Here is a 23,763-nt window from a genome sequence, read left to right as displayed (position 1 = left end):
GGAGCCGCAGGGAGACGCGTATGCCGCTGGGAGTGACAATTATCGGTATCGGTGGACGACTCGGCAGCACGATCGCGCGCGAAGTTATCCAGGATGACCGCTTCAAGCTGGTCGGCGGAATCGTGAGATCGGACTCCGATCATGTCGACAAGGACCTGGGCGAGCTCGCCGGCACGCCCTGGATCAACCGGATGAGTGTGGTGCGGCTCGAAGACGGGCTTCAAGGCGCCGATATCGTCATCGATGCGTCGACACCTCAATCGACCGTCGCTGTCGTGCGTCGCTTGACCGAAAACGGCGGCCCGGCCCTGATCAGTGGCGTCACCGGGTTCTCGGATGAACAGTTCGACGCACTGCGCCAGGCAGCGGAGACCATTCCGGTCCTGACCGCGCGCAACTTCTCGATCGGTATTTCGCTGGTTGAAATGCTGGTTTCGACGGCTGCCGCCGCGCTTCCCGCGGAGCTATGGGACGCAGAAATCAGTGAAACGCATCACCGCTACAAGGCCGATGCGCCCTCTGGCACGGCGCTGGTTCTGGGCGAAGCGGTCGCCAATGCCCGTCACCAGATGCTCGACCTCGTGGCCGAGAAAAGCCGATCGTCAGCAGATGCACGACGGCTTCCCGGTGCCATCGGCTTCTCGTCGCGGCGCGGCGGCGCGATTGTCGGCGATCACGAGGTCGGATTTTTATCGAACAATGAGGAAATCACGATCTCGCATCGGGCGCTCGACCGGCGGGTCTTCGCCGTCGGCGCGCTGACGGCGGCTAACTGGCTGCACGGGCGATCGCCGGGGCTTTACGGCATGCGGGATGTCATCAACGGCAATTGACCGCAATTCCCTGACCGGGGCATAAGGGGCAACCATCAGTCAGGAATTGACATGAGCCGTGCCCGCCGCCTTGTCGACATTGTCAGAACACTGAAATCGGCTGCGCCCGGCTCGCTCACGGCGCAGCAGATCGCCAATCGGTTCAGCGTCTCCGAGCGCACCATTTATCGCGACATGGCCAAGCTGATCGATTCCGGCGTGCCGATCGAGGGGGAAGCCGGCCTTGGCTATTGGCTGGCACCGGATGACGGGCCGCCGCCGATTTCGCTCACCTGGCGTCAGGCCCAGATCCTCTGGCGCGGCGCCCGCCTGATCGCCCTGACCGCCGATGAGGAGGCCGCGCTCGACGCCGGCCAGGCTCAGAGCGCCCTTGAAAAGATGCTGGGCGACCAGCGGGTCCGCCGGCTCGAGGCGCATCCACTCCTGTCACTTACTGACAAGCTAAGGCCAGTGCCCGCCGTGCTGAAGGCTTTTGAGCGCGCGATCGCTGATCGCTGCAGGGTCCGCATTATCTATGTCGATTTGCAGGAGAAAGACTGCGAGATCGAGGGCGAGGCCGTGTCGATTACGCCTATAGGCGAGATGCGGATCCTGACCTTGTCAGTAGATGACACGATGATCCATGTGCGGGCCGAACGCATCCGCAAGATCAAGCTGCGCGCCTGATCACCAGCTGCCGGTGTTTTCCATCGAAGCCCAGGGTTCCTGCGGCGCGCGCGCCTCGCCGGCCTGCAGCAATTCGATCGAGATTCCATCCGGCGACTTCAGGAAGGCCATGCGACCGTCGCGCGGCGGACGGTGCACCGTATAGCCGAGCCCGGCCATGCGTGAACAGATCGCATAAATATCCTGAACCCGGTAGGCGAGATGGCCGAAATTGCGGCCGCCCGAATAGGTTTCGGGATCCCAGTTATGGGTCAGCTCGATCGTCGGCAGACCGGCTGGAATGGGATTTTCCTCGCCGCTGAAGCCGCCACGCTTGAGATCGTCAGGGCTGGCCAGGAAAATCAGGGTGAACCGTCCGGCCTCGCTGTCAACGCGGCGGATCTCCTTCATTCCGAGTCCGTCGCAAAAAAAACGAAGTGTCTCGTCGACATCGCTGACCCGGATCATGGAGTGAAGATATTCCATGTCTATTTCCTGCCTTCCTTGCTGGCGGCAATGACGCTGGCGCGCCTCGCCCATTTTGGTCGTTGCCGTCGGATCACCACATCGTCGAGCGATTCCCCGCGCGCCCGCATCAATGCAGCCTGGAAAGCTTCCGGTGTCCGGCGGTGATGAAAGCGGGCGGCCAGGAATCCGCACAACGCCCACGCCCCGACCAGTCCGAAGAACATGTAGAACATCCAGGGATAATATCCCGGCGCAAACACATCACTGGTCCCGAGCAGTGCGGTGATCCAGTCCCAGAATGCGACCAGGCCGAGCAGCGCCGGCGGTGTGATCGCAATGGCTCCGAGCAAGGCCAGCGATGCATAAAGCGTCCAGCGTGGCGCATAGGCATCGACATAGATCCGCACAAACGTGCCGGCATCCACGCCCTCAATCGTGTGCGGCCGGTCGGCCTGGCGACCGGCATATTCGGACCGGGCATCAGCCGAAAGGCTGTGCACGGCGAGGCTCCAGCGCAATACGAGCATGATCGCGGCAGATACAGCAACGAGGGCGGCAATGACGAACGGATTGATCATCCGCCCTATCTAGGCGCTTGCAGCCTCATAGGCCAGCATCGCCCGCTTGCGGCTCACACCCCAATGATAGCCGGTCAACCGGCCATCGGAGGCCAGCACCCGGTGGCAGGGAATCAACCAGCTCACCGGATTGGCCCCGACCGCTGCCCCGACCGCGCGAGCAGCCTTGGGCAGGCAGACGGAGGCTGCGACATCGCGATAGCTCGCTGTCTGACCTGGCGGAATGGACAACAGCGCCCGCCAGATCTGGCGTTGCCAAGGTGTGCCGTACAGCGCCAGCGGGATCGGTTGGTCGTCGCCCCTGAAGATCCGCAGTGACCAGTGATTTGCGAGCTTGTCGTCGCGCTCGAAACGGGCGGCGGGATACCGGGATTGCAAATCGGAAAAGGCCGTTTCGATGTCAAGCTCCGCAAACGCCAGCGCCGACAAGCCGCGTGGCGCCACCAGGAAGACGCCGGTTCCGAACGGCGTCGGTGCCGCACCCCAGCGGAAGGCCAGGCCGGCACCCCGGTTTCGCGCCTGACCGGGCGTCACCTGCTCGTGCGCAATGAACAGATCGTGCAGCCGGCCGGGTCCCGAAAGGCCGGCCTCGAAACTCGCATCAAGCACGTTGGCACCGTCCGCCAGCGCATCGCGGGCGGCGGAATGAGCCAGCGCGCCGACATATTTTTTCGGACTGACACCGACCCAGCGCGAGAATACGCGTTGAAAGTGATGTGGAGACAATCCGACAGCACGGGCCGCCGCGTCGAGATCGGGATGATCGCGCCAATTGTCGCCGAGATAACCCAGCGCCTCGCTGATCCGGTCATAATCGCGCTGCGCGGCATGAAGGTCGTAGGATATCGGTTCCGGGCTTGTCGTCATGCCGGCAGGATGGCGTGACGCCGGCCTAATCGCCACCCGTTTCTTGTGCTGATAGCCCGCGCGCCTGAAGGATGGCCCGTTCAATCGCCTCTCCCAGATCGGGTCGTTCCGCAGGGCTTAGAAAGGCACCTACAATCAAACGGTTGCCAGAAGCCTTGAGTTCAACCGCGGCATCATGAAGGCCGGGCTTGTGCACGATGACGCGGGTCCAGCCCGTCGGCAGGACAAAATGCCGTACGGCACCATTCGGGTGCTTCCTGTGTACAAGGATCCGGTCGCGACTGACGCGAATGATCTCGCGCTGCTGACCGTCACGATAGCTGATCTTGAAGGCCAGCCACACCAAAAGCACGTCGATACCGAAGAAGAATGGCACCGGCCACGCCCCCATGCGCCAGTAAACGAGCCCGGCCAGGAAACTGACGCCGCAAAGAACAACCATCAGAATGACGAAACCGGGATTCGGCAGCGACCGGTTGGGCGACAGGACGGCATCCATGAACAGCGCGCCGTCCGGTTCTTCCGGCAGGACGGCTTCGGGCGGGCAGGTTTCGATCGGTCCGCGCATTTGCGCGAACATAGCGTTCATCGGCCGAAAGTCGCGTGACGAATTCATGCATTCTCGCTAAGCGCAGAGAGTGATTGATCCCGGTCTCTTCGTCGGCTTCGCATTCGCCGCCTTGCTCATTGAGCTGACACCCGGCCCGAACATGGCGTGGCTGGTCATGTTGAGCCTCGCCGAAGGTCGCAAGTCCGGCCTGGCAGCAACGGCAGGCATAGCGACCGGTCTGGCATTCATTGCCGGGCTTTCGGCCATCGGGCTCGCTGCAATGATTGCTCGATCGGATTTGGCATATGAAATCCTGCGCTGGGCCGGCGCGCTCTTCATGTTGTACCTCGCCTGGGAAGGCTGGCGGGAAGCAGGCGAGACCTCGGCCGCGGTCCGTTCGGCTGGCAATTCCGCGCATGCGATCCGCGGATTCGTGATCAACGCCCTAAATCCCAAGGCCGCCATCTTCTACATTACCGTCTTGCCGCAATTCATTTCGCCGCAGCTTCCGGTGCGGCCGCAGGCCTTGCTGCTGGCGCTCCTGTCGGTCGCCATCGCCACGCTGATCCACACGCTTCTCGTCCTGCTCGCGTCGAGCTTGCGCGGATATATCGAGAATGAGCGCCAGAACCGGCGAATCCGGCGCCTGTTGTCTCTGGCGCTGGTGGGCGTGGCTGTCTGGCTTTTTGTCGCCGCCGCGCATTAGCGCTTGGCGCCAGCATGCGTGCAGGCTAATCCGCTGCCATGCCAAGAAAAAAGAAGCCCGCCCCGTTCACACTCGAGGAAGCCACGGAATTCTATGCCCGTCTGGCAGAGGTCCGGCCCGATCCGGCGACCGAGCTCGACTATGTCAATCCCTTCACGCTGGTGGTCGCCGTAGCCCTTTCTGCCCAGGCCACCGATGTCGGCGTAAACAAGGCCACGAAATCACTGTTTGCGATTGCCGATACGCCGGAAAAGATGGTTGCGCTCGGCGAGGACGGCGTTCGCGAGCACATCAAGACGATCGGCCTGTTCCGCAACAAGGCGAAGAATGTCTACGCCTTGTCGAAAATGATTCTCGAGGAATTTGGCGGCGCGGTTCCGAAAGCTCGCGGGGACCTCGAGAAACTGCCGGGCGTCGGCCGCAAGACCGCCAATGTCGTCATGAATGAAGCATTCGGTGAGCCCACCATCGCGGTCGACACGCATATCTTCCGGGTCTCGAATCGGACCAATATTGCGCCCGGCAAAAACCCGCTTGAAGTCGAATTGAAACTCGAGGCGATCACCCCGCCGCAATATATCAAGGGCGCGCATCACTGGCTGATCCTGCACGGCCGCTATACCTGCAAGGCGCGCAAGCCGGACTGCCCGAACTGCGCGGTCGCTGACCTCTGCCGTTTCGAGCAAAAGACGCCGGCCTAGCCTGGCCGGACGATCTCGTCATAATCGAACGCATCGCGCAGACCGTCGCGCAAATCGCGCATCACCGGCGCGCCACAGCCCTGATACCAGGTCACGGTGTGTGAATTTCGGCGCGTTGTATAGCTGATCGTGATGGAAGGCATGTCCGAGATTTGTGGTCCGGGACACAGCTCCGGATTGGCGAACGTGTAGTTCTCCGGCAGCGAAAAGAAATTCGCATTCTCCAGCAAGGTCTGCATCTGTGCATAGCTGCCGGGCGCCAGCTCGCCTTCGGAATATCCGTTGATCCGCGTGAAACGCCGACCATCCAGCTGGTAATGGTCATCCGGTGTCACTGTCAGCTCATAGATCGGGCAAGCGCCGAAACAGGCGCTTTCGGACACCTGGATCGCCTCGATGGAATTATTGTCCGTCGCACAGGCGGCAAGAGCGAATAGCGAAGTGCTCAGCAAGAAGGCGCGCATGCTAGGTCTCCTGATTGATTGCGAACACCCTGCCGGAAAACCGCGGCGAAGTCATGGCGCTCATTCGTTCTTCGCTAACAATCGGTCGAGCGCGGAAGCGAAATGCGCGCCAGTAAAAGGCCCCTGTTCGGGATAGAGATAGGGCTCGATCAGTTCGAGCTCCATGATCTTCCAGCCACCATCATCACCGCGCATCAGATCGACGCGGGCATATAGCAGCGGCCCGTCAACGGCCTCCAGAGCGGCATGGGCCACGTGCAACGCTTCGGCAGGCGGTTCGGTCGCGGCCTCTGTCGCGCCATACATGGATTGCGTCCGGTAATCACCGGCTTTCGGTGTCTTGACCAGCCCGTGCGAGAACACGCGATCAAAGAAGAGGAGGGTAAGCTCGCCTTCGCTTTCGGCAGCCTTGAGGAAGGGTTGAATCAGGCACGCACCGGGCGGCAGCGCCTCGGCACCAGGAAGAGCTTCGCCCCGGCGCAGCGAGGCTTGCCGCCATGCGCTCGCCCCGATGCGGGGTTTCACAACGATGCGATCGCAATCCAGCGCGGCGAACGCCGGAGCAATCGTCTCGGGCGTGGCCCGGTCTGCCCAGATGGTCGGGACCGTCGGGACACCCTTGCGCGCGAGATCGGACAGATAGATCTTGTCGCTGTTCCAGCGCAGCGTCGGAAACGGATTGAGCAGCCGGGTTTGGCGCGATACCGCCTCCATGCTCGAGAGGAAAAGATCGGGCTTTTCCATGTAATCCCAGCAAGTGCCGACGATGACAGCCTCATACGCCTCGGGGGCGAAGCCGGGGTCGTCCCAGATAACCTCTTCCAGCGAAAACATCCGGTGTTTGCACGCCGGTCGAAGGGCCGCCATTTCAAGCGTGTGCTCCCACGCGTCTTCGCGGCTCTCGGGATGCTCTTCGAGCACGCAGGATGCGGTGAGGAATGCGACAGGTCTCATACGGCGCGGTTAGCGTTTTGCGGCGCAGTCTGCAAGCTTGCGGCCCCGCCGGGCGCGCGCTAGGTCGCAACCATGCCGATTACTGGCTTTCAAGGGAGCAGGAACATGGGTCGAGCCCGTTACGACGTCATTGGTGTGGGGAATGCTATCGTGGATGTCATCGCCCAGTGCGACGATGAATTCCTGAAAGCCCAGTCGATCGAAAAGGGCGCCATGACGCTGATCGACGAGGCCCGCGCCGAAACGCTCTACGACGCGATGGCGCCCGGCAAGGAGGTATCCGGCGGTTCGGCGGCCAACACGCTCGCCGGGATCGCCGCCCTCGGCGCCCGCGGTGCCTATATCGGCAAGGTCGCCGATGACGAGCTCGGCGGGATATTTCGACACGATCTGAATGCGGCTGGCGTCGATTACGATACCGCACCATTGAAGGACGGACCGCTGACCGCACGTTGCCTGATAAATGTGACGCCGGATGCGCAGCGCTCGATGTCGACGTTTCTGGGCGCCTCGGTGTTCTTCTCCGAAGAGGACATTGACGCCGAGAAGATCGCGGCGGCCCGGATCACTTATCTTGAAGGCTATCTGTTCGATCGCGAGGAGGCCAAATCCGCCTTCGTCCGCGCCGCCGAGATCGCGCAAGCCGCTGACCGGCTGACGTCTCTGACTCTCTCGGACAGCTTCTGTGTCGACCGGCACCGTGCCGCCTTCCGGCAGCTGGTCCGCAATCATATCGACATTCTGTTCGCCAATGAGGCGGAGCTTCTCTCATTGTATGAAACCGATAGTTTCGACGAAGCGCTGGCCGCGGTCACCGCAGAAACACGCATCGCTGCTGTCACGCGCTCCGAAAAGGGCGCCGTGCTGATCGAGGACGGAAAATCGGTCGCCATAGCCGCAGAGCCGGTCGACCGGGTTGTCGACACTACCGGCGCGGGAGACCTGTTTGCCGCCGGCATGTTGACCGGCCTCGCAACCGGCCACGATCTCGAAACGTCAGGCCGGCTTGGCGCCATTGCCGCCGCAGAGATTATTTCCCATATCGGTGCGCGTCCGAATGCCGACCTGAAAGCGCTCGCAGCGCAGCGCGGGATCGACCTGGACAGCAAGTAAAGGGTTTCGCGGGGCTTAACGGCAGACGGCAAATGCCCTCCATACCCATTAACGAAACCTGATTTCGGCCTTAACCACGTTTCAAACCCTTTCTGTCACATTCACCCTGAACGAGAAGAAAAATTCAGGGTGGACGGAATGATGTGCAGCGGACAGATCCATAATTCTATTGGACATGTCCCGGTGTCGGTCCGCCCTTGGACAACGGATTAAGGGCGTTCAATGGCACCGCTTCACAGTCTGATTTCCCGCTTCATGCGGTCTTTGACCATGAAGTTCACGGTCATGACGGCTTTTCTCATGATCGCGACGGCCGCGCTCTTGATGGTGATCGAGAACAATAGCGACCGGCGTGAACACGAGGCCGTGCTGATCGAGCGCGCCGGCATGAGGGCGCAGCTCCTCGCACTGAACGTGTCCGAAGACATCATTGCCAATGACATCGACCGGCTTCAGGCACGGATATCGCGTTTCACGGAACGCGCCGACATCAACGAGGCCCTTATTGCGGATGCGCGGCGGCGGATGCTGGTGCACAGCAACACGGTCGATCCCGTCCACTCTTCGCTTGCAACCGAGCCATTGGTCGTCATGGCGCTGGGATCGGGCGAAACCCGGTTTGAAATCCGTGACGGAACCGTGCACGTCGCGGCGCCGATCTACAGCTCGGCGGGCCGGCTGACCGGTGTCGTCTATACCGAATCGCCAATGGACGAGCTGTTGGCCGCGGGGCGTGAGGCACTCAAGCGCCACATGCTGACCGCTGTCATGGCGATGTTGATCCTGCTGCCGCTGGCGGCCGCGCTGGTCTACTTCTCGCTGCGCCCCATCGGCCAGCTGACGAATGCCGCGCGCACCGCGTCCTCGAAATCGCTCGATGTCCGGCTGAGTGTGAAGACCGGTGACGAGCTCGAAGTCCTGGCCAATGCGTTCAACCGCATGCTGTCGCGGATCGATTCAAACCTGAAGCGGATCCACCGCCTCGCCTATGTCGACATGATCACCGAACTGCCCAACCGCGAACGATTCCGCAAGGAAGTCGAGCGCGTGACCCGCAAGGCCGTCGAGGAAAATACGACGGGCGCGGTGATGTTCCTCGATCTCGATCGGTTCAAGCGCGTCAACGATTCGCTCGGCATCGGCGAAGGTGACCGCCTGCTCGAAATGGTCGCCCGCCGCCTGCGCGAATCCGCACGCGGATTCGACCTCGCGAAAGGCGGACAGGGCGAACCTTCCATGGTCGCGCGCCTCGGTGGTGACGAGTTCACATTGCTGGTGCCGCGTGTCGAGAGCTCGTCGGAAATGGCGCGTTTCGCACAACAGATCATCAATGCCGTCAGCCGTCCCTTCGATGTCTCGGGTCACCAGGTTTTCCTCGGAATCAGTGTCGGCGTCGCCGTCTTCCCGCAGGACGGCGCAGAGCCCGAAAGCCTGTTGCGCCACGCCGACCTGGCCATGGCCCACGCCAAGGGCTCGGGCGGCAATGCTGTGCATTTCTTCGAACAGTCGATGAACGAATCCGCATTCGAGCGGCTGGTGCTCGAAAATGAGCTGCGTGATGCGGTGAAGAACGACCAGCTGACGCTGTTCTATCAGCCGAAGGTGCGGATGAATGATGGCGTCATTGCCGGTTCCGAGGCGCTTGTGCGCTGGAATCACCCGACGTCCGGCCTGCTGGCGCCAGGTCATTTCATTGACGCTGCCGAAGAATCCGGCCTCATCGGCGAGATCGGCGACTGGGTTTTGCGCGTCGCTTGCCAACAGGCAGCGGCCTGGGCCAGCGAAGGCCTCGTCCTGCCGGTCGCCGTCAACGTCTCCGCCATGCAGTTCGAACGCCCGGGTTTTGCCGACAATGTTCTGGAAACTCTCGAACAGACCGGTTTGCCGCCGGAATTGCTCGAGATCGAACTGACGGAATCCATTGCCATGCGCGATCCCCAGCGCGTCATCGACCAGGTTCAGCCGCTGCGTAATCGGGGCGTGAAATTCGCGATCGATGATTTCGGCACCGGTCACTCCTCGCTGTCCTATCTGACCCGCATGCCGTTCGACGTGTTCAAGATCGATCAGAGCTTTGTCCGGTCCATGTCGCAGGATCCGCACTCGCGCGCTGTCGTCGAGACCATTCTGGCTCTTGCCAAGGCGCTCAAGCTGAAAACGGTGGCTGAAGGCGTCGAGACCACCGAGCAATTGGCGGCGCTCCGCGAAGAAGGGGCTACCCTCGCCCAGGGCTATCTGTTCTCCAAGCCGGTGCCGGCAGATGAGTTCGAATCCTATGCCCGGGCAAGCCTCGAGGACGATATAGCGGTCGCCTCGGCCTGATCTTCACGCCTTGACCTTCGCAGCCGCGGCGCCCAACTCTGCATCCCCGATGCGGAGGCAGGCATGACCACAGAAACACAGACCCCGGGCTGGCGCGGCACGACCATTCTCGGCGTTCGCAAGAACGGCAAGTTCGTGCTCGCCGGAGACGGACAGGTCTCGGTCGGTCCGACCGTGATGAAAGGCAATGCCAAGAAGGTAAGGCGCCTGTCCGGCGGCAAGGTTGTTGCCGGATTCGCCGGCGCCACGGCCGATGCCTTTGCCCTGTTCGAACGTCTGGAAGCCAAGCTGGAAAAGCATTCCGGTCAGCTCGCCCGCGCCTGTGTCGAACTCGCCAAGGACTGGCGCACCGACCGCTATCTGCGCCGCCTCGACGCGATGCTGATTGTCGGCGACCGGGAAGCAACCTTCCTGATCACCGGTGCAGGTGATGTGCTTGAACCGGAAGACGGCGTCGTTGCCGTCGGTTCCGGCGGCAACTACGCCCTGTCGGCCGCGCGCGCCCTCATGGAGTATGAGGATGACGCCGAAGTACTCGCCCGCAAGGCAATGGCGATCGCGGCGCGGATCTGCGTCTACACCAATGATCAGCTCACCATCGAGGTGATGGAAGGCTAAGTCGCGAAAATCTGCCCTTCATCGCGGAAGGTCTTGAATTCCAGCGCATTCCCGCTCGGGTCGATGATGAAGAACGTGCCCTGCTCGCCCGGCTTTCCGGCAAAGCGGACATAGGGTTCGATCAGAAAATCCGCGCCGGCACCCTGCAACCGCTCGGCCAGGGCTTCCCAGTCCGCCCATTTCATCAGCAGGCCGAAATGCCGGACCGGCACCTTCTTGCCGTCGACATCGTTGGCCGTCGCGCCGCCGCATTCCTCGGGAGCAAGATGCGCCACCACCTGGTGGCCGAACAGGTCGAAATCGATCCACTGTCCCGGATCCTCGCGGCCCTGCGGACAGCCAAGCAGATCGCCATAGAAGCCGCGCGCGGCTTCAAGATCGTGTACCGGGAAGGCGAGGTGGAATCGGGGCCGTTGCGTTTCGGTCATGAGTTTTCTCAGCTTCGGACTTTGTGGAACGCCGCTCGCGTGACTACATCTCGCCCCACACCTAGACTGGAAAGCCGCGCCTGAACATGACCGATTTCTCTCCCCGCGAGATTGTTTCCGAACTCGATCGTCACATTATCGGCCAGAAGGATGCCAAACGCGCCGTCGCCATTGCGCTGCGTAATCGCTGGCGCCGCCGCCGGCTGGAGCCGGGCCTGCGCGAGGAAGTCACGCCGAAGAACATCCTGATGATCGGCCCGACGGGCGTCGGCAAGACCGAGATCTCGCGCCGCCTCGCCAAGCTCGCCAAAGCCCCTTTCATCAAGATCGAGGCGACCAAATTCACCGAGGTCGGATATGTCGGCCGCGATGTTGACCAGATCGCCCGTGACCTCGTCGAGGTCGCGATCGGCATGGTGCGCGAGGAAAAGCGGGAATCCGTGAAGGCGCGCGCCCACAAGGCGGCCGAGGACAGGGTTTTGAAAGCGCTGGTCGGTCCCGGCGCCAGCGAAACGACGAAGGAAAGCTTCCGCAAGCGGCTGCGCGACGGCGAGCTCGACGACAAGGAGATCGAGGTCGATCTCGCCGAATCCGCCTCGCCTTTCCAGCAACTGGACATTCCCGGCATGCCTGGCGGCGCCGGCGTTCTCAACCTGTCGGACATTCTCGGCAAGGGGTTTGGCGGCAAGACGAAGCGGATCCGCACCTCGGTGCGCGAGGCCTACGAGCCCTTGATCGCCGAAGAGGCCGACAAGCTGATCGACGATGCCGTGATCACCAGCGAGGCCATTCAACTCGCGGAGAATGACGGCATTGTCTTCCTAGATGAGATCGACAAGATCACCGCGCGTTCGGATGCGCGGGGCGCGGACGTCTCGCGCGAAGGCGTGCAGCGCGATCTCCTGCCGTTGATCGAGGGCACAACGGTATCCACAAAGCATGGCCCGGTGAAAACCGACCACATCCTTTTTATCGCCTCCGGCGCCTTCCACATTGCCAAGCCCTCCGACATGCTGCCCGAACTGCAGGGCCGGCTGCCGATCCGGGTGGAATTGCGGGCGCTCACCAAGGACGATTTCAAGCGCATCCTGACCGAGCCTGAAGCCAGCCTGATCCGGCAATACACGGCGTTGATCGGCACCGAGGAGGTCAGTCTCGATTTCACCGATGACGCGGTCGAGGAAATCGCCGGATTGGCCGCACGGGTCAATGAGAGTGTCGAGAATATCGGCGCCCGACGCTTGCAGACCATCATGGAGAAGCTGGTCGAGGAAATTTCTTTCACCGCCTCCGATCGGGCTGGCGAATCCATCCACATCGATGGCGATTATGTCCGCAAGGCCGTAGGCGACCTGGCCGAGGATGCCGACCTGTCAAAATTCATTCTCTAGAGTGCGCGTATCAGCACGTAGAACGCGCCGTCGCCGCCGTGCCGGCGATGCGCGCCGGCATAGCCGGTGATCAGGTGACGCAGTTCCGGCTCCGCCAGCCAGCCCGGAAACCGGCGTTTGAGAATTCCGGGCGCGGATTCATGGTCCTGCCGGGCGCGTGATGGCGATTTCCCCTTTCCGGTGATCACCAGCACACAGCGAAAGCCGCGCGAGCGTGCCCCGTGCAGGAAATGCCCCAGCGCCGTGCGCGCGGCGGCCTGAGTCATGCCGTGCAGGTCTATCCGCGCATCGACCTCGATGCGGCCGCGGCGCAGCCGGCGTTCGGCAGATCGGTCCTGCGGTGGCGGTGTGGCACGCGGTTTCTCCGGCTTCGGCTTCGACACCGGACGGGCCCGGCCCAGACCGGTCACCGCTGGTGGGGTCTTTTGCACGGCAGGGTCCGGCTCTGGCGGCCGTTCCGGGTCCAGCGGCATCACGGATCGCGTCACCTGACGCCAGATCTGGCGCTCTTCCGGGCGAAGGACCCGCTTTTTCATGCCGGGCTGGAAAGCCGTTCGGCGACCGAACGAGGCAACAGCACAATCCAGCTCGCCTGCGACCTGGTTGAACCTGCCCGGCGTTCGGCGGCCTCGCCCCAGCCATAGAACAGGTCACCGCGCAGCGGCCCTGTGATGGCGCCCCCCGTGTCCTGCGTGACGACCAGCCCGGTCCAGCCGTCCGCTTCAGGCAAGTCGGCCGACAGGAGCACGGGCACGCCATAGGGCAGGAAATCCGGGTCGACCGCGACCGAACCCATGGGGGTCAGGGCAAGACCTGCTGCACCGCGCGGTCCGAGATCCGGGTTTGGTAGCGGCTCGAGACCGAAGAAAACATAGCGCGGATTGACGGCAAACAATTCGGCTGTGGCTTGCGGCCCGTTGTCCTGCAGCCAGGTCTCGATGCCGGATTTCGACGCCGCATGCAGTTCGAGCTCGCCGCGGGCGACCAGTTCTCGACCAATCGAGGCGTAGGGCAATCCATTATGGGCAGCAAAGGCGGCCCGCACGGTCTCGCCGTCATCGAATACCAGCCGGCCCGAACCCTGTATCTGCAGGAAGAAGACATCTATGGGCTGTCCCCAGGCCAGAACCGCGCCGCTGTCGGCTCGCTCGATCGCGGCGCGGTCGCGATAGGGTATGAATCGGTTTCCGTCGACGCGGCCGACCAGGCGGTGGCCGGCCAGTTCTTCGCTGAACGCGCCGAGATCGGCCGAGACAAGGTCTTCGGGCCGGGATCGAATGGGGTGGGTGAAAGCGCCGCCCGGCCGGCGTCTCACCGCCAGTTCGGGCTCGTAATAACCGGTCAGCAATCCGGTCGCCTGGTCCCCGGCCCGCACGCGGACCGGTACGAAATGGCTTTCGAAATAATCGGCTGGCGCCGCATTGCCGCGAGCCGCACACACCGCCTGCCACTCGGCGCGTTGACCTACCGGCCAAGCCCGGTCCGACAAATTCGACTCGCCATCAAGATCCGACCAGGCATTACACGAGCGCTCGAAGGCTTGTATTGCCGGATCGAGATCCAGTTGCGGCCATGCTGGAATAGCTGTCCAGTCCAACACTTCGAAGATCGGTGACGATGTGGGGGCGGGCGTGGGTTCGACGTGTGGCGGCGGGGCTTCCGGCTCACGGCCGCAGGCCGCCAGGACGAGCAACAGCCCGATAGCGCTAAGCCGTGCGGACACCTGCAAGTTTCCAGTTCGGATCACGGCTGTCGGCATCCTTTTCGAACGTCCAGATTTCTTCAACCGACGTCAGGCGGGTCAGATCGCCGGACACGACCTTGCCGTCGCTATCCTTGGTTTCGGTCGAAATGTCGGCCTTGAACCGGACCTTTACCTGCACGGTATCGCCATCGCGTCGGCTTTCGAGAATTTCGCTTTCGGAAATACGTTCGATTTCCGTCGTCGACACGTGCTGCTTCTGCTCCCGGTTGGCAATTGCGTTCGCGTATCGATCATAGACTTTGGGGGTCAACAGTGGCTCCAGCGCTTCGCGGTCACCCTTGGCAAACCCTTCGACGATGAGTGCGTAGGCCTTGCGCGCGCCGTCAAGGAACAGGGCCGGGTCCATATCGACGACCCAACCCTTTTGCGGCTCGCCATCCGTCATCGCCGGAGTCAGCTCGGCCGGATCGGAATTCTTGTCGCTTGCCGGCGTCACCGGGCGCAGATCCGGCGTATGGCCGGTTTTCCGGCCGAGAACCGTAAACAGACGATAGCCGAAAAAAGCAGCCGCTCCGGCAGCGATGAGAAGGGTGATCAGCTCCATGATGCGTCCGAAGACTCCTGAAAAAACCGCTTGAGCGGTAACATAGGGTGGGTTGTGGTCTGAGTCAGCCCGCAGCATGCGTCTTGCCCCCTCCGCGTGCACATGTTACCCGCCCGGCTTCGTCAAACGGTCGATGCAAGTGAATCGCCGGAATACGGGCTGGAGAAAAAAGCATGGCTGATACACCGGAAACGGGCGGTAATCCGCAAAACAACATTCCCGAGAACATGCCGCAGATGCGCATGCTCGTGCAGTATGTAAAGGATCTGTCCTTCGAGAATCCGGGGGCTCCGGCCACGCTTCGGGCCAACCAGACACAGCCGGCCATCGACATCAATATCGATGTCCAGGCACGCAGTGTTGAAGACAATACCTATGAAGTAACCATCATGATGTCGGCCCAGGCGAAGCGCGAGGAAGAGACCACCTTCATTTGCGAACTTGCTTATGGTGGCCTGTTCGAATTGCTCAATTTCGATGATGCAGCGCGCCAGCCCATGTTGCTGGTCGAATGCCCACGCCTCCTCTTCCCGTACGCCCGGCGTGTTTTCGCTGATGCGACCCGGGATGGTGGCTTCCCGCCGCTGATGCTCGAGCCGATCGATTTTGCCGGTCTTTACCGTCAACAGCTGGCGCGCCAGCAACAGGCCGGCGGCAACACGCCGCCCGCCGGTGACGCGCCGGTCCAGTAGGTTTCGCGCTCGTCAGAGCAACCCGGACGTTTTCCAGACCGGGTTCTCGCCGAGCGAATCCACAAAAGCCTCATGAGCCGCCTGCTCCGCTTCGGTCAGGCGGCTTTTTATTGGCTCCGGCCTTGCCGAACGCTTTGGAAAGCTGACGACACCCCCGTTTTCGCCGCTGTCGCCGGCCAGGTCGAGCGCGCGTTCTCGCCCGCCATTGAGCTCCAGATAGACATCGGCCAGCAGCAATGCATCGATGATGGCACCGTGCTTGTCGCGGGTTTCAAGTGAAATCCCGAACCGTTTGCACAGGGCATCCAGCGAGGCATGCGCTCCCGGGAATTTCTTGCGCGCGATGACGACAGTATCGACCCATCTGTCATTGGCGATCACCGGCTTGCCGATACGTTCCAGCTCCATATTGATGAAGCCGCGATCAAACGGCGCATTGTGAGCCACGACGCGGCTATCGCCGACGAATTCGAGAAAGTCGTCAGCAACATCCTTGAACAGTGATTTGTCGGCCAGGAACTCGGCCGTCAGCCCGGTGATTTCCGTCACCTTTTCCGGAATGTCGCGCTGCGGATTGACATAGGCGTGCCAGGTCCGGCCGGTGGGAATGAAGTCTTCGACTTCGACGCACCCCAGCTCGGTGATCCGGTCACCCGTGCGCGGATCCAGGCCGGTCGTTTCTGTATCGAATACAATCTCACGCATGGCCTAGGTCCTGTCCTGATTTGAACGCGCGCTCAATTCCGCGATCACCGAGTCCACAGCTTTTTGTGCCGCTTCCAGCCCTTGCGACGTATCGATCAGGAAGTCGGCGCGCTGGCGCTTTTCCGAATCCGGTGTTTGGCGTTCCAGAATCTGCGCGAATTTCCCTTCTGTCATGCCCGGCCGGACCAGCACCCGCGAGCGCTGGACCTCGGCTGGCGCGGTCACCACAAGGATGCCATCAACAAGCGCATCACCACCGGTTTCGAACAATAGCGGGATATCGAAAACCACCAGTTCATGTCCCGCTGCGGCTGCGTTTGCGAGAAAGCGTTCGCGTGCAGCCGCCACCAGCGGGTGGACAATGGCATTGAGGCGATCGAATCCGGACGGATCGACGGACAGCATGGCGGACAGCTTCTCGCGAGAGATGGCGCCATCCTTCACGACGCCGGGAAAAGTCTCTTCAACGACGGCAACGGCTGCACCGCCGGGCGCGTAGAGTTGATGAACGACGGCATCGGAGTCGAACACCGGAACACCGGCATTGGCGAACATCCGGGCTGTCGTCGACTTGCCCATTCCGATCGATCCGGTGAGGCCGAGCTTATACAGGCCCATCCGTCAGCGCCTTTCGCAACAATGTATCTGCGTCGATCTCCTCGGGTGCCGCCTGATCGAACAATTGCCGAAATGAGGGCCGCGCCTGGCCGATAAGCATGGCCAGCCCGTCAACGCTCGTCAGCCCTGCCGCCCGCGCATCCTGGAGGAAGGGGCGAACCGCCGGCGTATAGACCGTGTCGAACGCAACCGCGCCTTCGCGCGCGCCCTGCCAGGATTCGAGCGGAGAAGACCGCCCATCAAGGCCAAGGCTGGTCGCATTGACGACAATGTCTGCCTCGGCAAGCACGGCCGTCCGCGCTGCCCAGTCGACAGAGTGGGCCGTGTCGAACTTCGCCGCCAGCGCCGACGCGCGATCTGCCGTCCGGTTCGCAATCAGGATGCGCCCGGCCCGATCCTGCATGGCCGCCGCACAGATCGCTTGTGCCACCCCGCCTGCGCCAAGCACCAGCACCGTCCGGTCGCGAAACTCGCATTCGGCCGTTTTCAACGCTTCGCGGGCCCCGTCGATATCGGTATTGTCGGCCCGGATCCCCTCCGGTCCGAAGCACAACAGATTGGCAGCCCCCACCAGGCGCGCCGCTTCGCTCACCTGGTCGGCGGCTTCCAGCGCGCGCGATTTGAATGGCAGGGTGACATTCACACCCGCCAGCCCGCTGCGGCCGAGGGACCGGAATCCATCCGTGTCGAAATCGGCCCGGGCGGGCAGCGCGACATAGACGGCATCGAGCCCTGCAGCCGCGATCCAGCTGTTCATCAACAGCGGTGAGAGCGAGTGAGTCACCGGCGCCCCGATCACGCCAGCCGTGCGCGTGACCCCGGAGATCATGTTTCGATCACGTTCTGTTGGCGCAGGAAATCCAGTAGCGGCACCAGCGGCAGCCCCAGAATGGCGTAGTAATCCCCGTCGACGTGATGGAAAAGCTGGGCCCCCAGGCCTTCATAGGCATAGGCACCAACGCTCTGGGTTAGGACCTCGCCGGCACGATCGAGATAAGTCTCTAGAAACACGTCAGAAAACGGCCTTACGCTGAGATGGCTTTCGGTCCGGTACCGCCAGATGACCTCTCCGCCGCGGACCGCCGCGAGACCGGCATGCAGCGTATGGGTCTTGCCGCGAAGATGCAGCAGGCGGTCCCGCGCCTCATCGACCGACTTGGCCTTGTCGAACAGTTCTCCCTCGCAGCTGAGAACCTGGTCCGCGCCGAGTACGACCACATCGCCTGGCACCTGGACAGCGCTCGCCTTGGCCTCGGCCAGACGCACCGCCAGATCGCTTGGATCATCGCCGGCCCAGTCCTGCTTCAGCGCGTCCTCGTCAACGCCGGACGTCTGCACGGCGAACGGAATCCCGGCATTTTTCAGGATCTTTCGGCGAATCGCGCTACCGGACGCCAGCACCAATTGCGTCATCTGGCCTTTCCCTTGCGCTCATTGATCAGGTTGAGAATCTTCGCGGCGGTTTCCTCGACCGAGCGACGTGTCACGTCAATTGTCGGCCAGCCATGGCGCGCAAACATGCGCTTGGCGGCAATGATCTCGTCCTTCACGGACACGTCGTCGACATAATCGGTATCGCGTCCCTCATTCAACGACAGCAGCCGGTTTCGCCGGATCTGCACGATCCTTTCGGGCGAGGCCGTCAGCCCGACCACCAGCGGATTCCTGACATTGGCAACGGCCGCCGGCGTTTCGCCGCCGCGGACCAGCGGAATATTGGCAGCCTTGACGCCGCGATGCGCCAGATAGATGCAGGTCGGCGTTTTCGAGGTCCGGCTCACGCCAAGCAGAACGACGTCGGCGCCCTCGAGATTTCCGCCCTGACCGTCATCATGCATGATCGCGTAATTGAGCGCTTCGATACGCTGATAGTATTGCGCGTCCAGATCATGTTGTGCGCCGGCGCGGCTCGAGGGTGGCAATGCCAGGAACCCGGACAGCGTGGCGATGATCGGGTCGAGAATGGCGATCGCCGGCGTTCCGATCTTCTGGCAATGATCCTCGAGACGCTGGCGCATCGCCGCCGACACGATGGTGTACATGACAACGCCGGGCGCGCGCTCGATTTCAGCCAGGGCCCGATCCATCTGCCGCGGCGAGCGCACCAGCGCATACAGGTGTTCGATCACCTCGACGCCTTCGAACTGCGCCACCGAAGCCCGCATCACCTCGCCCAGGGTCTCGCCGGTTGAGTCGGAGACGAGATGAACGTGAAACTGGCGCTGGCCGTTCGGGTTGGCAGTCATAGCAATTGCTCACCAGTTCAAGGTTAATCGAGTGTTAACAATTCGGCCCGTCGTTAACACAACGACCGGCCGTTTCGTCCGCCGCAGGATCAGCGGGGAAAAGCTCCAAAACTATCCAACAACAATTCACATCCTGACAGACCTGTTCGCAGTTGCAGACCAAAGCAGAGTTATTAACGGTGTCAGCCTATTATGCACATCCATATCCACATGAATCAATTTTCAAGTTTATGAAAAATATGAGTTATTTCATATCTTGCGTTTACAAAAAGAATATCGTTCGGATTTTAATCAACAGCATTTCGCAGCGTGGATTCTGGGGAAATCGAATTCCATCACAAATCCGAACAGCCCAACGACTCCCCCAATCTTTCTTAATGAAAGATGGAAATTAAGTGGTCATGTGGTTAATCCGGATTGCCTTCGGTGTCCTTCGCCCCTAACCCTCCGGTCATGAGTAAAATCGTCCTTGATGTGCTGTCTGGGGTCATACCGCAGCGACCCCCGGTATGGCTGATGCGCCAAGCCGGGCGCTACCTGCCCGAATACAGACAGGTTCGCGCCACCACGAATAGCTTCATCGAATTTTGCTTGAGCCCTGAAAAGGCGGCAGAGGTCACCTTGCAGCCGATTGACCGTTTTGGCTTCGATGCGGCGATATTGTTTGCAGATATTCTGCTCATTCCCATGACCCTCGATCGCCGGGTCTGGTTCGAGGCCGGCGAGGGGCCGAAGCTTGATCCGCTGTCAGCAGATGACATTGCGGATCTCGAGATAGGCGATGTCGAAGCCATACTGGGTCCGGTAGGCGAGACGGTATCGATCCTTTCCCGGCAACTACCGGGTCAGACCACACTGATCGGTTTTGCCGGATCGCCCTGGACCGTGGCAACTTACATGATCGAGGGTGGCGGATCGAAGGATCGCTGGAATGCGCGCCGGATGTACTGGCAGCACCCCGAGGCCATGGAGAAACTGCTCGACCTATTAGCGGACGCCACCATCCGCTATCTGGTCATGCAAGCAAACGCCGGTGCCGAAGTCCTGAAACTGTTCGACAGCTGGGCGGAAGGCATGCCGCCACGCATGTTCAATGATGTGGTCATTCGCCCGACGAAACGGATTGTCGACGGATTGAAACACGCAGGTATCGACCTGCCGGTCATCGGTTTCCCGAAAGGTGCAGGGACGAGCTATCGCGCTTATGCCGAACAAACCGGAGTCACAGCGCTTGCGCTCGATCATGGGCTTGATGCCGGCTGGGCAACCGCGAACTTGCCGGCGGGCATGCCGCTGCAGGGCCAGCTCGACCCTGCAGTACTGGGCGCTGGCGGCAAGGAGCTTGACGCCGAGACCGACCGCATCATTTCCGCTTTCTCAAACCGGCCGCACATTTTCAACCTGGGCCACGGCATCACGCCGGATGTCCCGGTTGATCACGTGCACAGGCTAGTCAAGCGGGTACGAGGCACGAGCTGATGGCTAAAGTCGCGGTGGTCCTGTTCAATCTGGGGGGACCTGACGGGCCCGAAGACGTCAAGCCTTTCCTGCGAAACCTGTTTCGGGATCCTGCAATCATCGCGGCACCGGGACCAATCCGCGAATTTCTGGCTTGGCTGATTTCAACGACACGAACTCGGGAAGCACAGGAAAACTATGGGAAAATGGGCGGCGGTTCGCCTCTCCTTCCGGAAACAAAAAAGCAAGCTGGCGCTCTCGAAGAAAAGCTGCTGACGGCCTCGCCCGACAACACGTTCCGGATGTTTGTCGCCATGCGTTACTGGCATCCATTCATCGAGGATATCGTCCGCGAGGTGGAGGACTGGAACCCTGACGAGATCATTCTGCTTCCGCTCTACCCGCAATATTCGACTTCGACGACCGGCTCGTCACTGAGCGGCTGGAAGCAGGCTGGCGGCGGCGATGCGCGCGCCATTTGTTGCTATCCGGAGGCGCCGGAATTCATCGCGGCACATGCCACGCTTATCCGCAAGTCCTGGTTGGCAGCCGGATCACCAACCAATGCACGGTTATTGCTGTCGGCACATGGACTTCCGGAACGAACGGTAAAGGCTGGCGATCCCTATCAGTGGCAGGTCGAGCAGACCTGTGAGGCGGTGATGAAACACCTACCGGAACTTTCGGACTGGCAGATCTGCTACCAGTCTCGTGTGGGCCCTTTGAAATGGATAGGGCCATCGACCGAGGATGCCATCGAAAGTGCTGCGCGAGATGCGAAAGCCGTCTTTCTGACCCCGATCGCATTTGTTTCCGAGCATATCGAGACTCTTGTAGAGCTCGATGAGGAATATGCCGAACTCGCGCACGAGAAGGGCATCCAGACCTATAAGCGTGTTCCGGCGCTGGGTATCGATTCAGCTTTCATCGACAGCCTTGCGGGGCTTGTTCTTGATGCCCTGAAGGGATCTGTAGGATTGAAACCACCTTGCGGAAAGCGCATTTGCCCGTCAGGTTTCACAAAATGTCCCAATCCAATGGTGGCGGATGGCTGATTTCTTTCTCGGTGCCTATGACTGGCTGCGGGGCTTGCACATTTTGGCGGTTATCGCCTGGATGGCCGGCCTGCTCTATCTGCCGCGTCTCTTCGTCTATCATTGTGATGCCGTGCCCGGCGGCGAACTCGACACCGTGTTGAAGCTGCAGGAACACCGCCTGCTCAAATACATCATGAACCCTGCCATGATCGTGGCCTGGATATTCGGCCTCGCCCTGATCTGGTCCAATGCCGAACGCGCTGGAGGCTGGTCAATCTTTCACCAGTTGGACTGGCTGGTGAAGTTCGTCGGCATTGTCGTCATGACGGGTTTGCACCACGTATTCGCATTGCGGAAGAAGGCATTCGAAGCCGGAACCAATGACTGGTCGCAGCGCAAATACCGGATTTACAATGAAATTCCGGCGGTCACAGCGATTGTGATCGTGCTCATAGCGACTGTCGCGCTGACCTAGAACGGTCTTGACGCGCCGCTAGCGCTGTGTCACTCGTCGGGCAAGTTCCGCATTTGTGGAATTCCTTTCCAGCGGTGTGCGCCCTATGGGGCGAACCCGTCGACCCTGACAAACCTGTTACGTACCGTCCCAACCGGGGTGGAGTCTGTCAGATTGGCTTTTCGACCCCTCCCGTTCAGACCTGAATCCAGAGAATCCCATGTCCGATACCCCAAATGAGATCGAAAATGATGACGATCTCGATGCCGACACCGATAGCAATGGCGACATCGACACCGATGATGAGCCGAAGACCTTGCCGGCGGAGCTTGCGGGTATCACCCGCATGTCGCTTCAGGAGTTGAAGGAAAAGAAGCCGACCGAATTGCTTCAGGTCGCCGAGGCACTCGATATCGAGAACGCGGCCACCATGCGCAAGCAGGGAATGATGTTTGCCATTCTCAAGGAAGTCGCCCAGCGCGGCGTCGAGATCTATGGTGGCGGAACGCTTGAAATCCTGCAGGACGGTTTCGGCTTCCTGCGCTCTCCGGAAGCCAATTATCTGGCCGGCCCGGACGACATCTACGTCTCGCCCAACCAGATCAAGAAATTCGGCCTGCGCACCGGGGATACGGTGGAAGGCGAGATTCGCTCGCCGCGCAATGGCGAGCGCTATTTCGCCCTGCTCAAGATATCGCTGATCAACTTCACCGATCCCGAACAGGCGCGCCACAAGGTCCATTTCGACAATCTGACGCCGCTCTATCCCGAAGAGCGCTTCAATCTCGAGCTGCCGGATCCGACCAAGAAGGACAAGACCGGGCGCGTGATCGATATTGTCTCACCGATCGGCAAGGGCCAGCGGGCCCTGATCGTGGCGCCGCCACGCACCGGTAAGACCATGATTTTGCAGAATATCGCCCATGCAATCGAGACCAATCACCCGAATTGCTACCTCATCGTCCTGCTGATTGACGAGCGCCCGGAAGAGGTGACCGACATGCAGCGCACGGTGAAAGGCGAGGTGATTTCCTCGACCTTTGACGAGCCGGCGACGCGCCACGTCCAGGTCGCCGACATGGTGATCGAGAAAGCCAAGCGCCTCGTCGAACACGGCCGCGACGTCGTTATCCTGCTGGACTCCATCACCCGTCTGGGCCGCGCCTACAACACCGTCGTCCCGTCCTCGGGCAAGGTGCTGACCGGCGGTGTCGACGCCAACGCCCTGCAGCGCCCGAAGCGCTTCTTCGGCGCGGCGCGGAATATCGAGAATGGCGGATCCCTGTCGATAATCGCCACCGCGCTGATCGATACCGGATCGCGCATGGACGAAGTGATCTTCGAGGAATTCAAGGGCACCGGTAACTCGGAAATCGTGCTCGACCGGAAAGTCGCCGACAAGCGCGTCTTCCCGGCGATCGACATTCTCAAATCCGGTACCCGCAAGGAAGAGCTTCTGGTCGACAAGGTCGATCTGCAGAAGACATATGTTCTGCGCCGCATCCTCAACCCGATGGGCGCCCAGGATGCAATCGACTTCCTCCTGTCCAAGCTCAAGGAAACGAAGACAAATTCCGATTTCTTCGACTCCATGAACACGTAGTAG

The 23,763-nt window shown here is 61.2% G+C and carries 28 protein-coding genes; 13 read left to right on the top strand and 15 right to left on the bottom strand.

Annotated elements, in window-relative coordinates; translation table 11 throughout:
• Positions 1–20 precede the first annotated feature (20 nt).
• Together dapB and ACOOFN_RS07260 are read left to right on the top strand one after the other, a co-directional pair.
• The gene (dapB, locus tag ACOOFN_RS07265; protein ID WP_420430255.1) at positions 21–833 is read left to right on the top strand and encodes a 4-hydroxy-tetrahydrodipicolinate reductase; all 813 of its coding nucleotides are present in this window, start codon (positions 21–23) and stop codon (positions 831–833) included.
• A gap of 51 nt (positions 834–884) precedes the next feature.
• On the top strand, positions 885–1,499 hold the full coding sequence (locus tag ACOOFN_RS07260) for a helix-turn-helix transcriptional regulator (RefSeq protein WP_420430253.1): 615 nt from the start codon (positions 885–887) through the stop codon (positions 1,497–1,499).
• Here ACOOFN_RS07260 and ACOOFN_RS07255 read toward each other — a convergent pair whose 3' ends face one another.
• Genes ACOOFN_RS07255 through ACOOFN_RS07240 form a run of 4 tightly spaced genes read right to left on the bottom strand, consistent with a single transcriptional unit; the run spans position 1,500 to position 3,980 of the window.
• Entirely contained in the window at positions 1,500–1,964 is a 465-nt protein-coding gene (locus tag ACOOFN_RS07255; protein WP_420430251.1) for a VOC family protein, read from the bottom strand.
• Between the two features lie 2 nt (positions 1,965–1,966).
• Entirely contained in the window at positions 1,967–2,524 is a 558-nt protein-coding gene (locus ACOOFN_RS07250; protein WP_420430249.1) for a hypothetical protein, read from the bottom strand.
• Positions 2,525–2,533: 9 nt separating this feature from the next.
• Entirely contained in the window at positions 2,534–3,391 is an 858-nt protein-coding gene (locus ACOOFN_RS07245; RefSeq protein ID WP_420430247.1) for a methylated-DNA--[protein]-cysteine S-methyltransferase, read from the bottom strand.
• A 25-nt stretch (positions 3,392–3,416) separates the two neighbouring features.
• Positions 3,417–3,980, bottom strand: a complete 564-nt coding sequence (locus ACOOFN_RS07240) for a DUF2244 domain-containing protein (protein ID WP_420430245.1) — start codon at positions 3,978–3,980, stop codon at positions 3,417–3,419.
• 49 nt (positions 3,981–4,029) lie between these two features.
• Between ACOOFN_RS07240 and ACOOFN_RS07235 the strand changes: the two genes are divergently transcribed.
• Both ACOOFN_RS07235 and nth read left to right on the top strand, forming a co-directional pair.
• Positions 4,030–4,647 (top strand): LysE family translocator, encoded by a 618-nt coding sequence (locus ACOOFN_RS07235; RefSeq protein ID WP_420430243.1) that lies wholly within the window; start codon positions 4,030–4,032, stop codon positions 4,645–4,647.
• 38 nt (positions 4,648–4,685) lie between these two features.
• Positions 4,686–5,348, top strand: a complete 663-nt coding sequence (nth, locus tag ACOOFN_RS07230; protein ID WP_420430241.1) for an endonuclease III — start codon at positions 4,686–4,688, stop codon at positions 5,346–5,348.
• Here nth and ACOOFN_RS07225 read toward each other — a convergent pair.
• Both ACOOFN_RS07225 and ACOOFN_RS07220 read right to left on the bottom strand, forming a co-directional pair.
• Positions 5,345–5,812 carry a DUF6438 domain-containing protein gene (locus ACOOFN_RS07225; RefSeq protein ID WP_420430239.1) on the bottom strand — a complete coding sequence of 156 codons (468 nt, stop codon included), beginning with the start codon at positions 5,810–5,812 and terminating at the stop codon, positions 5,345–5,347. The genes nth and ACOOFN_RS07225 overlap by 4 nt on opposite strands.
• 60 nt (positions 5,813–5,872) lie before the next feature.
• On the bottom strand, positions 5,873–6,766 hold the full coding sequence (locus tag ACOOFN_RS07220) for an ATP-grasp domain-containing protein (protein ID WP_420430237.1): 894 nt from the start codon (positions 6,764–6,766) through the stop codon (positions 5,873–5,875).
• A gap of 105 nt (positions 6,767–6,871) precedes the next feature.
• Here ACOOFN_RS07220 and ACOOFN_RS07215 point away from each other — a divergent pair, with 105 nt between their 5' ends.
• From ACOOFN_RS07215 to hslV, 3 genes are all read left to right on the top strand, one after another.
• On the top strand, positions 6,872–7,879 hold the full coding sequence (locus tag ACOOFN_RS07215) for an adenosine kinase (RefSeq protein WP_420430235.1): 1,008 nt from the start codon (positions 6,872–6,874) through the stop codon (positions 7,877–7,879).
• A 270-nt stretch (positions 7,880–8,149) separates the two neighbouring features.
• The gene (locus ACOOFN_RS07210; RefSeq protein WP_420430233.1) at positions 8,150–10,201 is read left to right on the top strand and encodes a putative bifunctional diguanylate cyclase/phosphodiesterase; all 2,052 of its coding nucleotides are present in this window, start codon (positions 8,150–8,152) and stop codon (positions 10,199–10,201) included.
• A 63-nt stretch (positions 10,202–10,264) separates the two neighbouring features.
• Entirely contained in the window at positions 10,265–10,819 is a 555-nt protein-coding gene (gene hslV, locus ACOOFN_RS07205; RefSeq protein WP_420430231.1) for an ATP-dependent protease subunit HslV, read from the top strand.
• Here hslV and ACOOFN_RS07200 read toward each other — a convergent pair.
• The gene (locus ACOOFN_RS07200; protein ID WP_420430229.1) at positions 10,816–11,247 is read right to left on the bottom strand and encodes a VOC family protein; all 432 of its coding nucleotides are present in this window, start codon (positions 11,245–11,247) and stop codon (positions 10,816–10,818) included. The genes hslV and ACOOFN_RS07200 overlap by 4 nt on opposite strands.
• Positions 11,248–11,333: 86 nt before the next feature.
• On the opposite strand from ACOOFN_RS07200, the gene hslU reads away from it, so the two are divergent.
• The gene (gene hslU / locus ACOOFN_RS07195; RefSeq protein ID WP_420430227.1) at positions 11,334–12,638 is read left to right on the top strand and encodes an ATP-dependent protease ATPase subunit HslU; all 1,305 of its coding nucleotides are present in this window, start codon (positions 11,334–11,336) and stop codon (positions 12,636–12,638) included.
• On the opposite strand, the gene ACOOFN_RS07190 is transcribed toward hslU, so the two are convergent.
• Genes ACOOFN_RS07190 through ACOOFN_RS07180 form a run of 3 tightly spaced genes read right to left on the bottom strand, consistent with a single transcriptional unit; the run spans position 12,635 to position 14,947 of the window.
• Positions 12,635–13,174 carry a Smr/MutS family protein gene (locus ACOOFN_RS07190; RefSeq protein WP_420430225.1) on the bottom strand — a complete coding sequence of 180 codons (540 nt, stop codon included), beginning with the start codon at positions 13,172–13,174 and terminating at the stop codon, positions 12,635–12,637. The two genes, hslU and ACOOFN_RS07190, sit on opposite strands and share 4 nt — an antisense overlap.
• Positions 13,171–14,361, bottom strand: a complete 1,191-nt coding sequence (locus tag ACOOFN_RS07185) for a murein transglycosylase A (RefSeq protein ID WP_420430223.1) — start codon at positions 14,359–14,361, stop codon at positions 13,171–13,173. Before ACOOFN_RS07185 ends, ACOOFN_RS07190 begins: the two co-directional genes overlap by 4 nt.
• Positions 14,345–14,947: a Tim44/TimA family putative adaptor protein gene (locus tag ACOOFN_RS07180; protein ID WP_420430221.1), complete on the bottom strand. Its 603-nt coding sequence runs from the start codon at positions 14,945–14,947 to the stop codon at positions 14,345–14,347. Before ACOOFN_RS07180 ends, ACOOFN_RS07185 begins: the two co-directional genes overlap by 17 nt.
• A 173-nt stretch (positions 14,948–15,120) precedes the next feature.
• On the opposite strand from ACOOFN_RS07180, the gene secB reads away from it, so the two are divergent.
• Positions 15,121–15,639: a protein-export chaperone SecB gene (gene secB / locus ACOOFN_RS07175; protein WP_420430219.1), complete on the top strand. Its 519-nt coding sequence runs from the start codon at positions 15,121–15,123 to the stop codon at positions 15,637–15,639.
• Positions 15,640–15,651: 12 nt separating this feature from the next.
• Here secB and dnaQ read toward each other — a convergent pair whose 3' ends face one another.
• The 5 genes from dnaQ to ACOOFN_RS07150 are packed head-to-tail and all read right to left on the bottom strand — an operon-like array spanning position 15,652 to position 19,208.
• On the bottom strand, positions 15,652–16,344 hold the full coding sequence (dnaQ, locus tag ACOOFN_RS07170) for a DNA polymerase III subunit epsilon (protein WP_420430217.1): 693 nt from the start codon (positions 16,342–16,344) through the stop codon (positions 15,652–15,654).
• 3 nt (positions 16,345–16,347) lie between these two features.
• Complete coding sequence (gene coaE, locus ACOOFN_RS07165) at positions 16,348–16,962, bottom strand: dephospho-CoA kinase (RefSeq protein ID WP_420430215.1); 615 nt, start codon at positions 16,960–16,962, stop codon at positions 16,348–16,350.
• Positions 16,949–17,791 (bottom strand): shikimate dehydrogenase family protein, encoded by an 843-nt coding sequence (locus ACOOFN_RS07160; RefSeq protein ID WP_420430213.1) that lies wholly within the window; start codon positions 17,789–17,791, stop codon positions 16,949–16,951. The genes coaE and ACOOFN_RS07160 overlap by 14 nt, the downstream gene beginning before the upstream one ends.
• Complete coding sequence (locus ACOOFN_RS07155; protein ID WP_420430211.1) at positions 17,788–18,375, bottom strand: Maf family protein; 588 nt, start codon at positions 18,373–18,375, stop codon at positions 17,788–17,790. Before ACOOFN_RS07155 ends, ACOOFN_RS07160 begins: the two co-directional genes overlap by 4 nt.
• Positions 18,372–19,208 carry a pyruvate, water dikinase regulatory protein gene (locus ACOOFN_RS07150; protein WP_420430209.1) on the bottom strand — a complete coding sequence of 279 codons (837 nt, stop codon included), beginning with the start codon at positions 19,206–19,208 and terminating at the stop codon, positions 18,372–18,374. The genes ACOOFN_RS07155 and ACOOFN_RS07150 overlap by 4 nt, the downstream gene beginning before the upstream one ends.
• A 453-nt stretch (positions 19,209–19,661) precedes the next feature.
• On the opposite strand from ACOOFN_RS07150, the gene hemE reads away from it, so the two are divergent.
• From hemE to rho, 4 genes are all read left to right on the top strand, one after another.
• Entirely contained in the window at positions 19,662–20,687 is a 1,026-nt protein-coding gene (gene hemE, locus ACOOFN_RS07145) for a uroporphyrinogen decarboxylase (RefSeq protein WP_420430207.1), read from the top strand.
• Complete coding sequence (hemH, locus tag ACOOFN_RS07140) at positions 20,684–21,721, top strand: ferrochelatase (protein ID WP_420435031.1); 1,038 nt, start codon at positions 20,684–20,686, stop codon at positions 21,719–21,721. Before hemE ends, hemH begins: the two co-directional genes overlap by 4 nt.
• On the top strand, positions 21,714–22,178 hold the full coding sequence (locus tag ACOOFN_RS07135) for a CopD family protein (protein WP_420430205.1): 465 nt from the start codon (positions 21,714–21,716) through the stop codon (positions 22,176–22,178). The genes hemH and ACOOFN_RS07135 overlap by 8 nt, the downstream gene beginning before the upstream one ends.
• 325 nt (positions 22,179–22,503) lie before the next feature.
• A complete protein-coding gene (rho, locus tag ACOOFN_RS07130) occupies positions 22,504–23,760 on the top strand; it encodes a transcription termination factor Rho (protein WP_420435029.1) in 1,257 nt (418 codons plus the stop codon).
• Positions 23,761–23,763: the final 3 nt, after the last annotated feature.

The organism is Hyphobacterium sp. (genome assembly GCF_965217055.1).
Classification (GTDB): Bacteria; Pseudomonadota; Alphaproteobacteria; order Caulobacterales; family Maricaulaceae; genus Hyphobacterium.
This window is presented reverse-complemented; position numbering and strand designations above follow the sequence as displayed.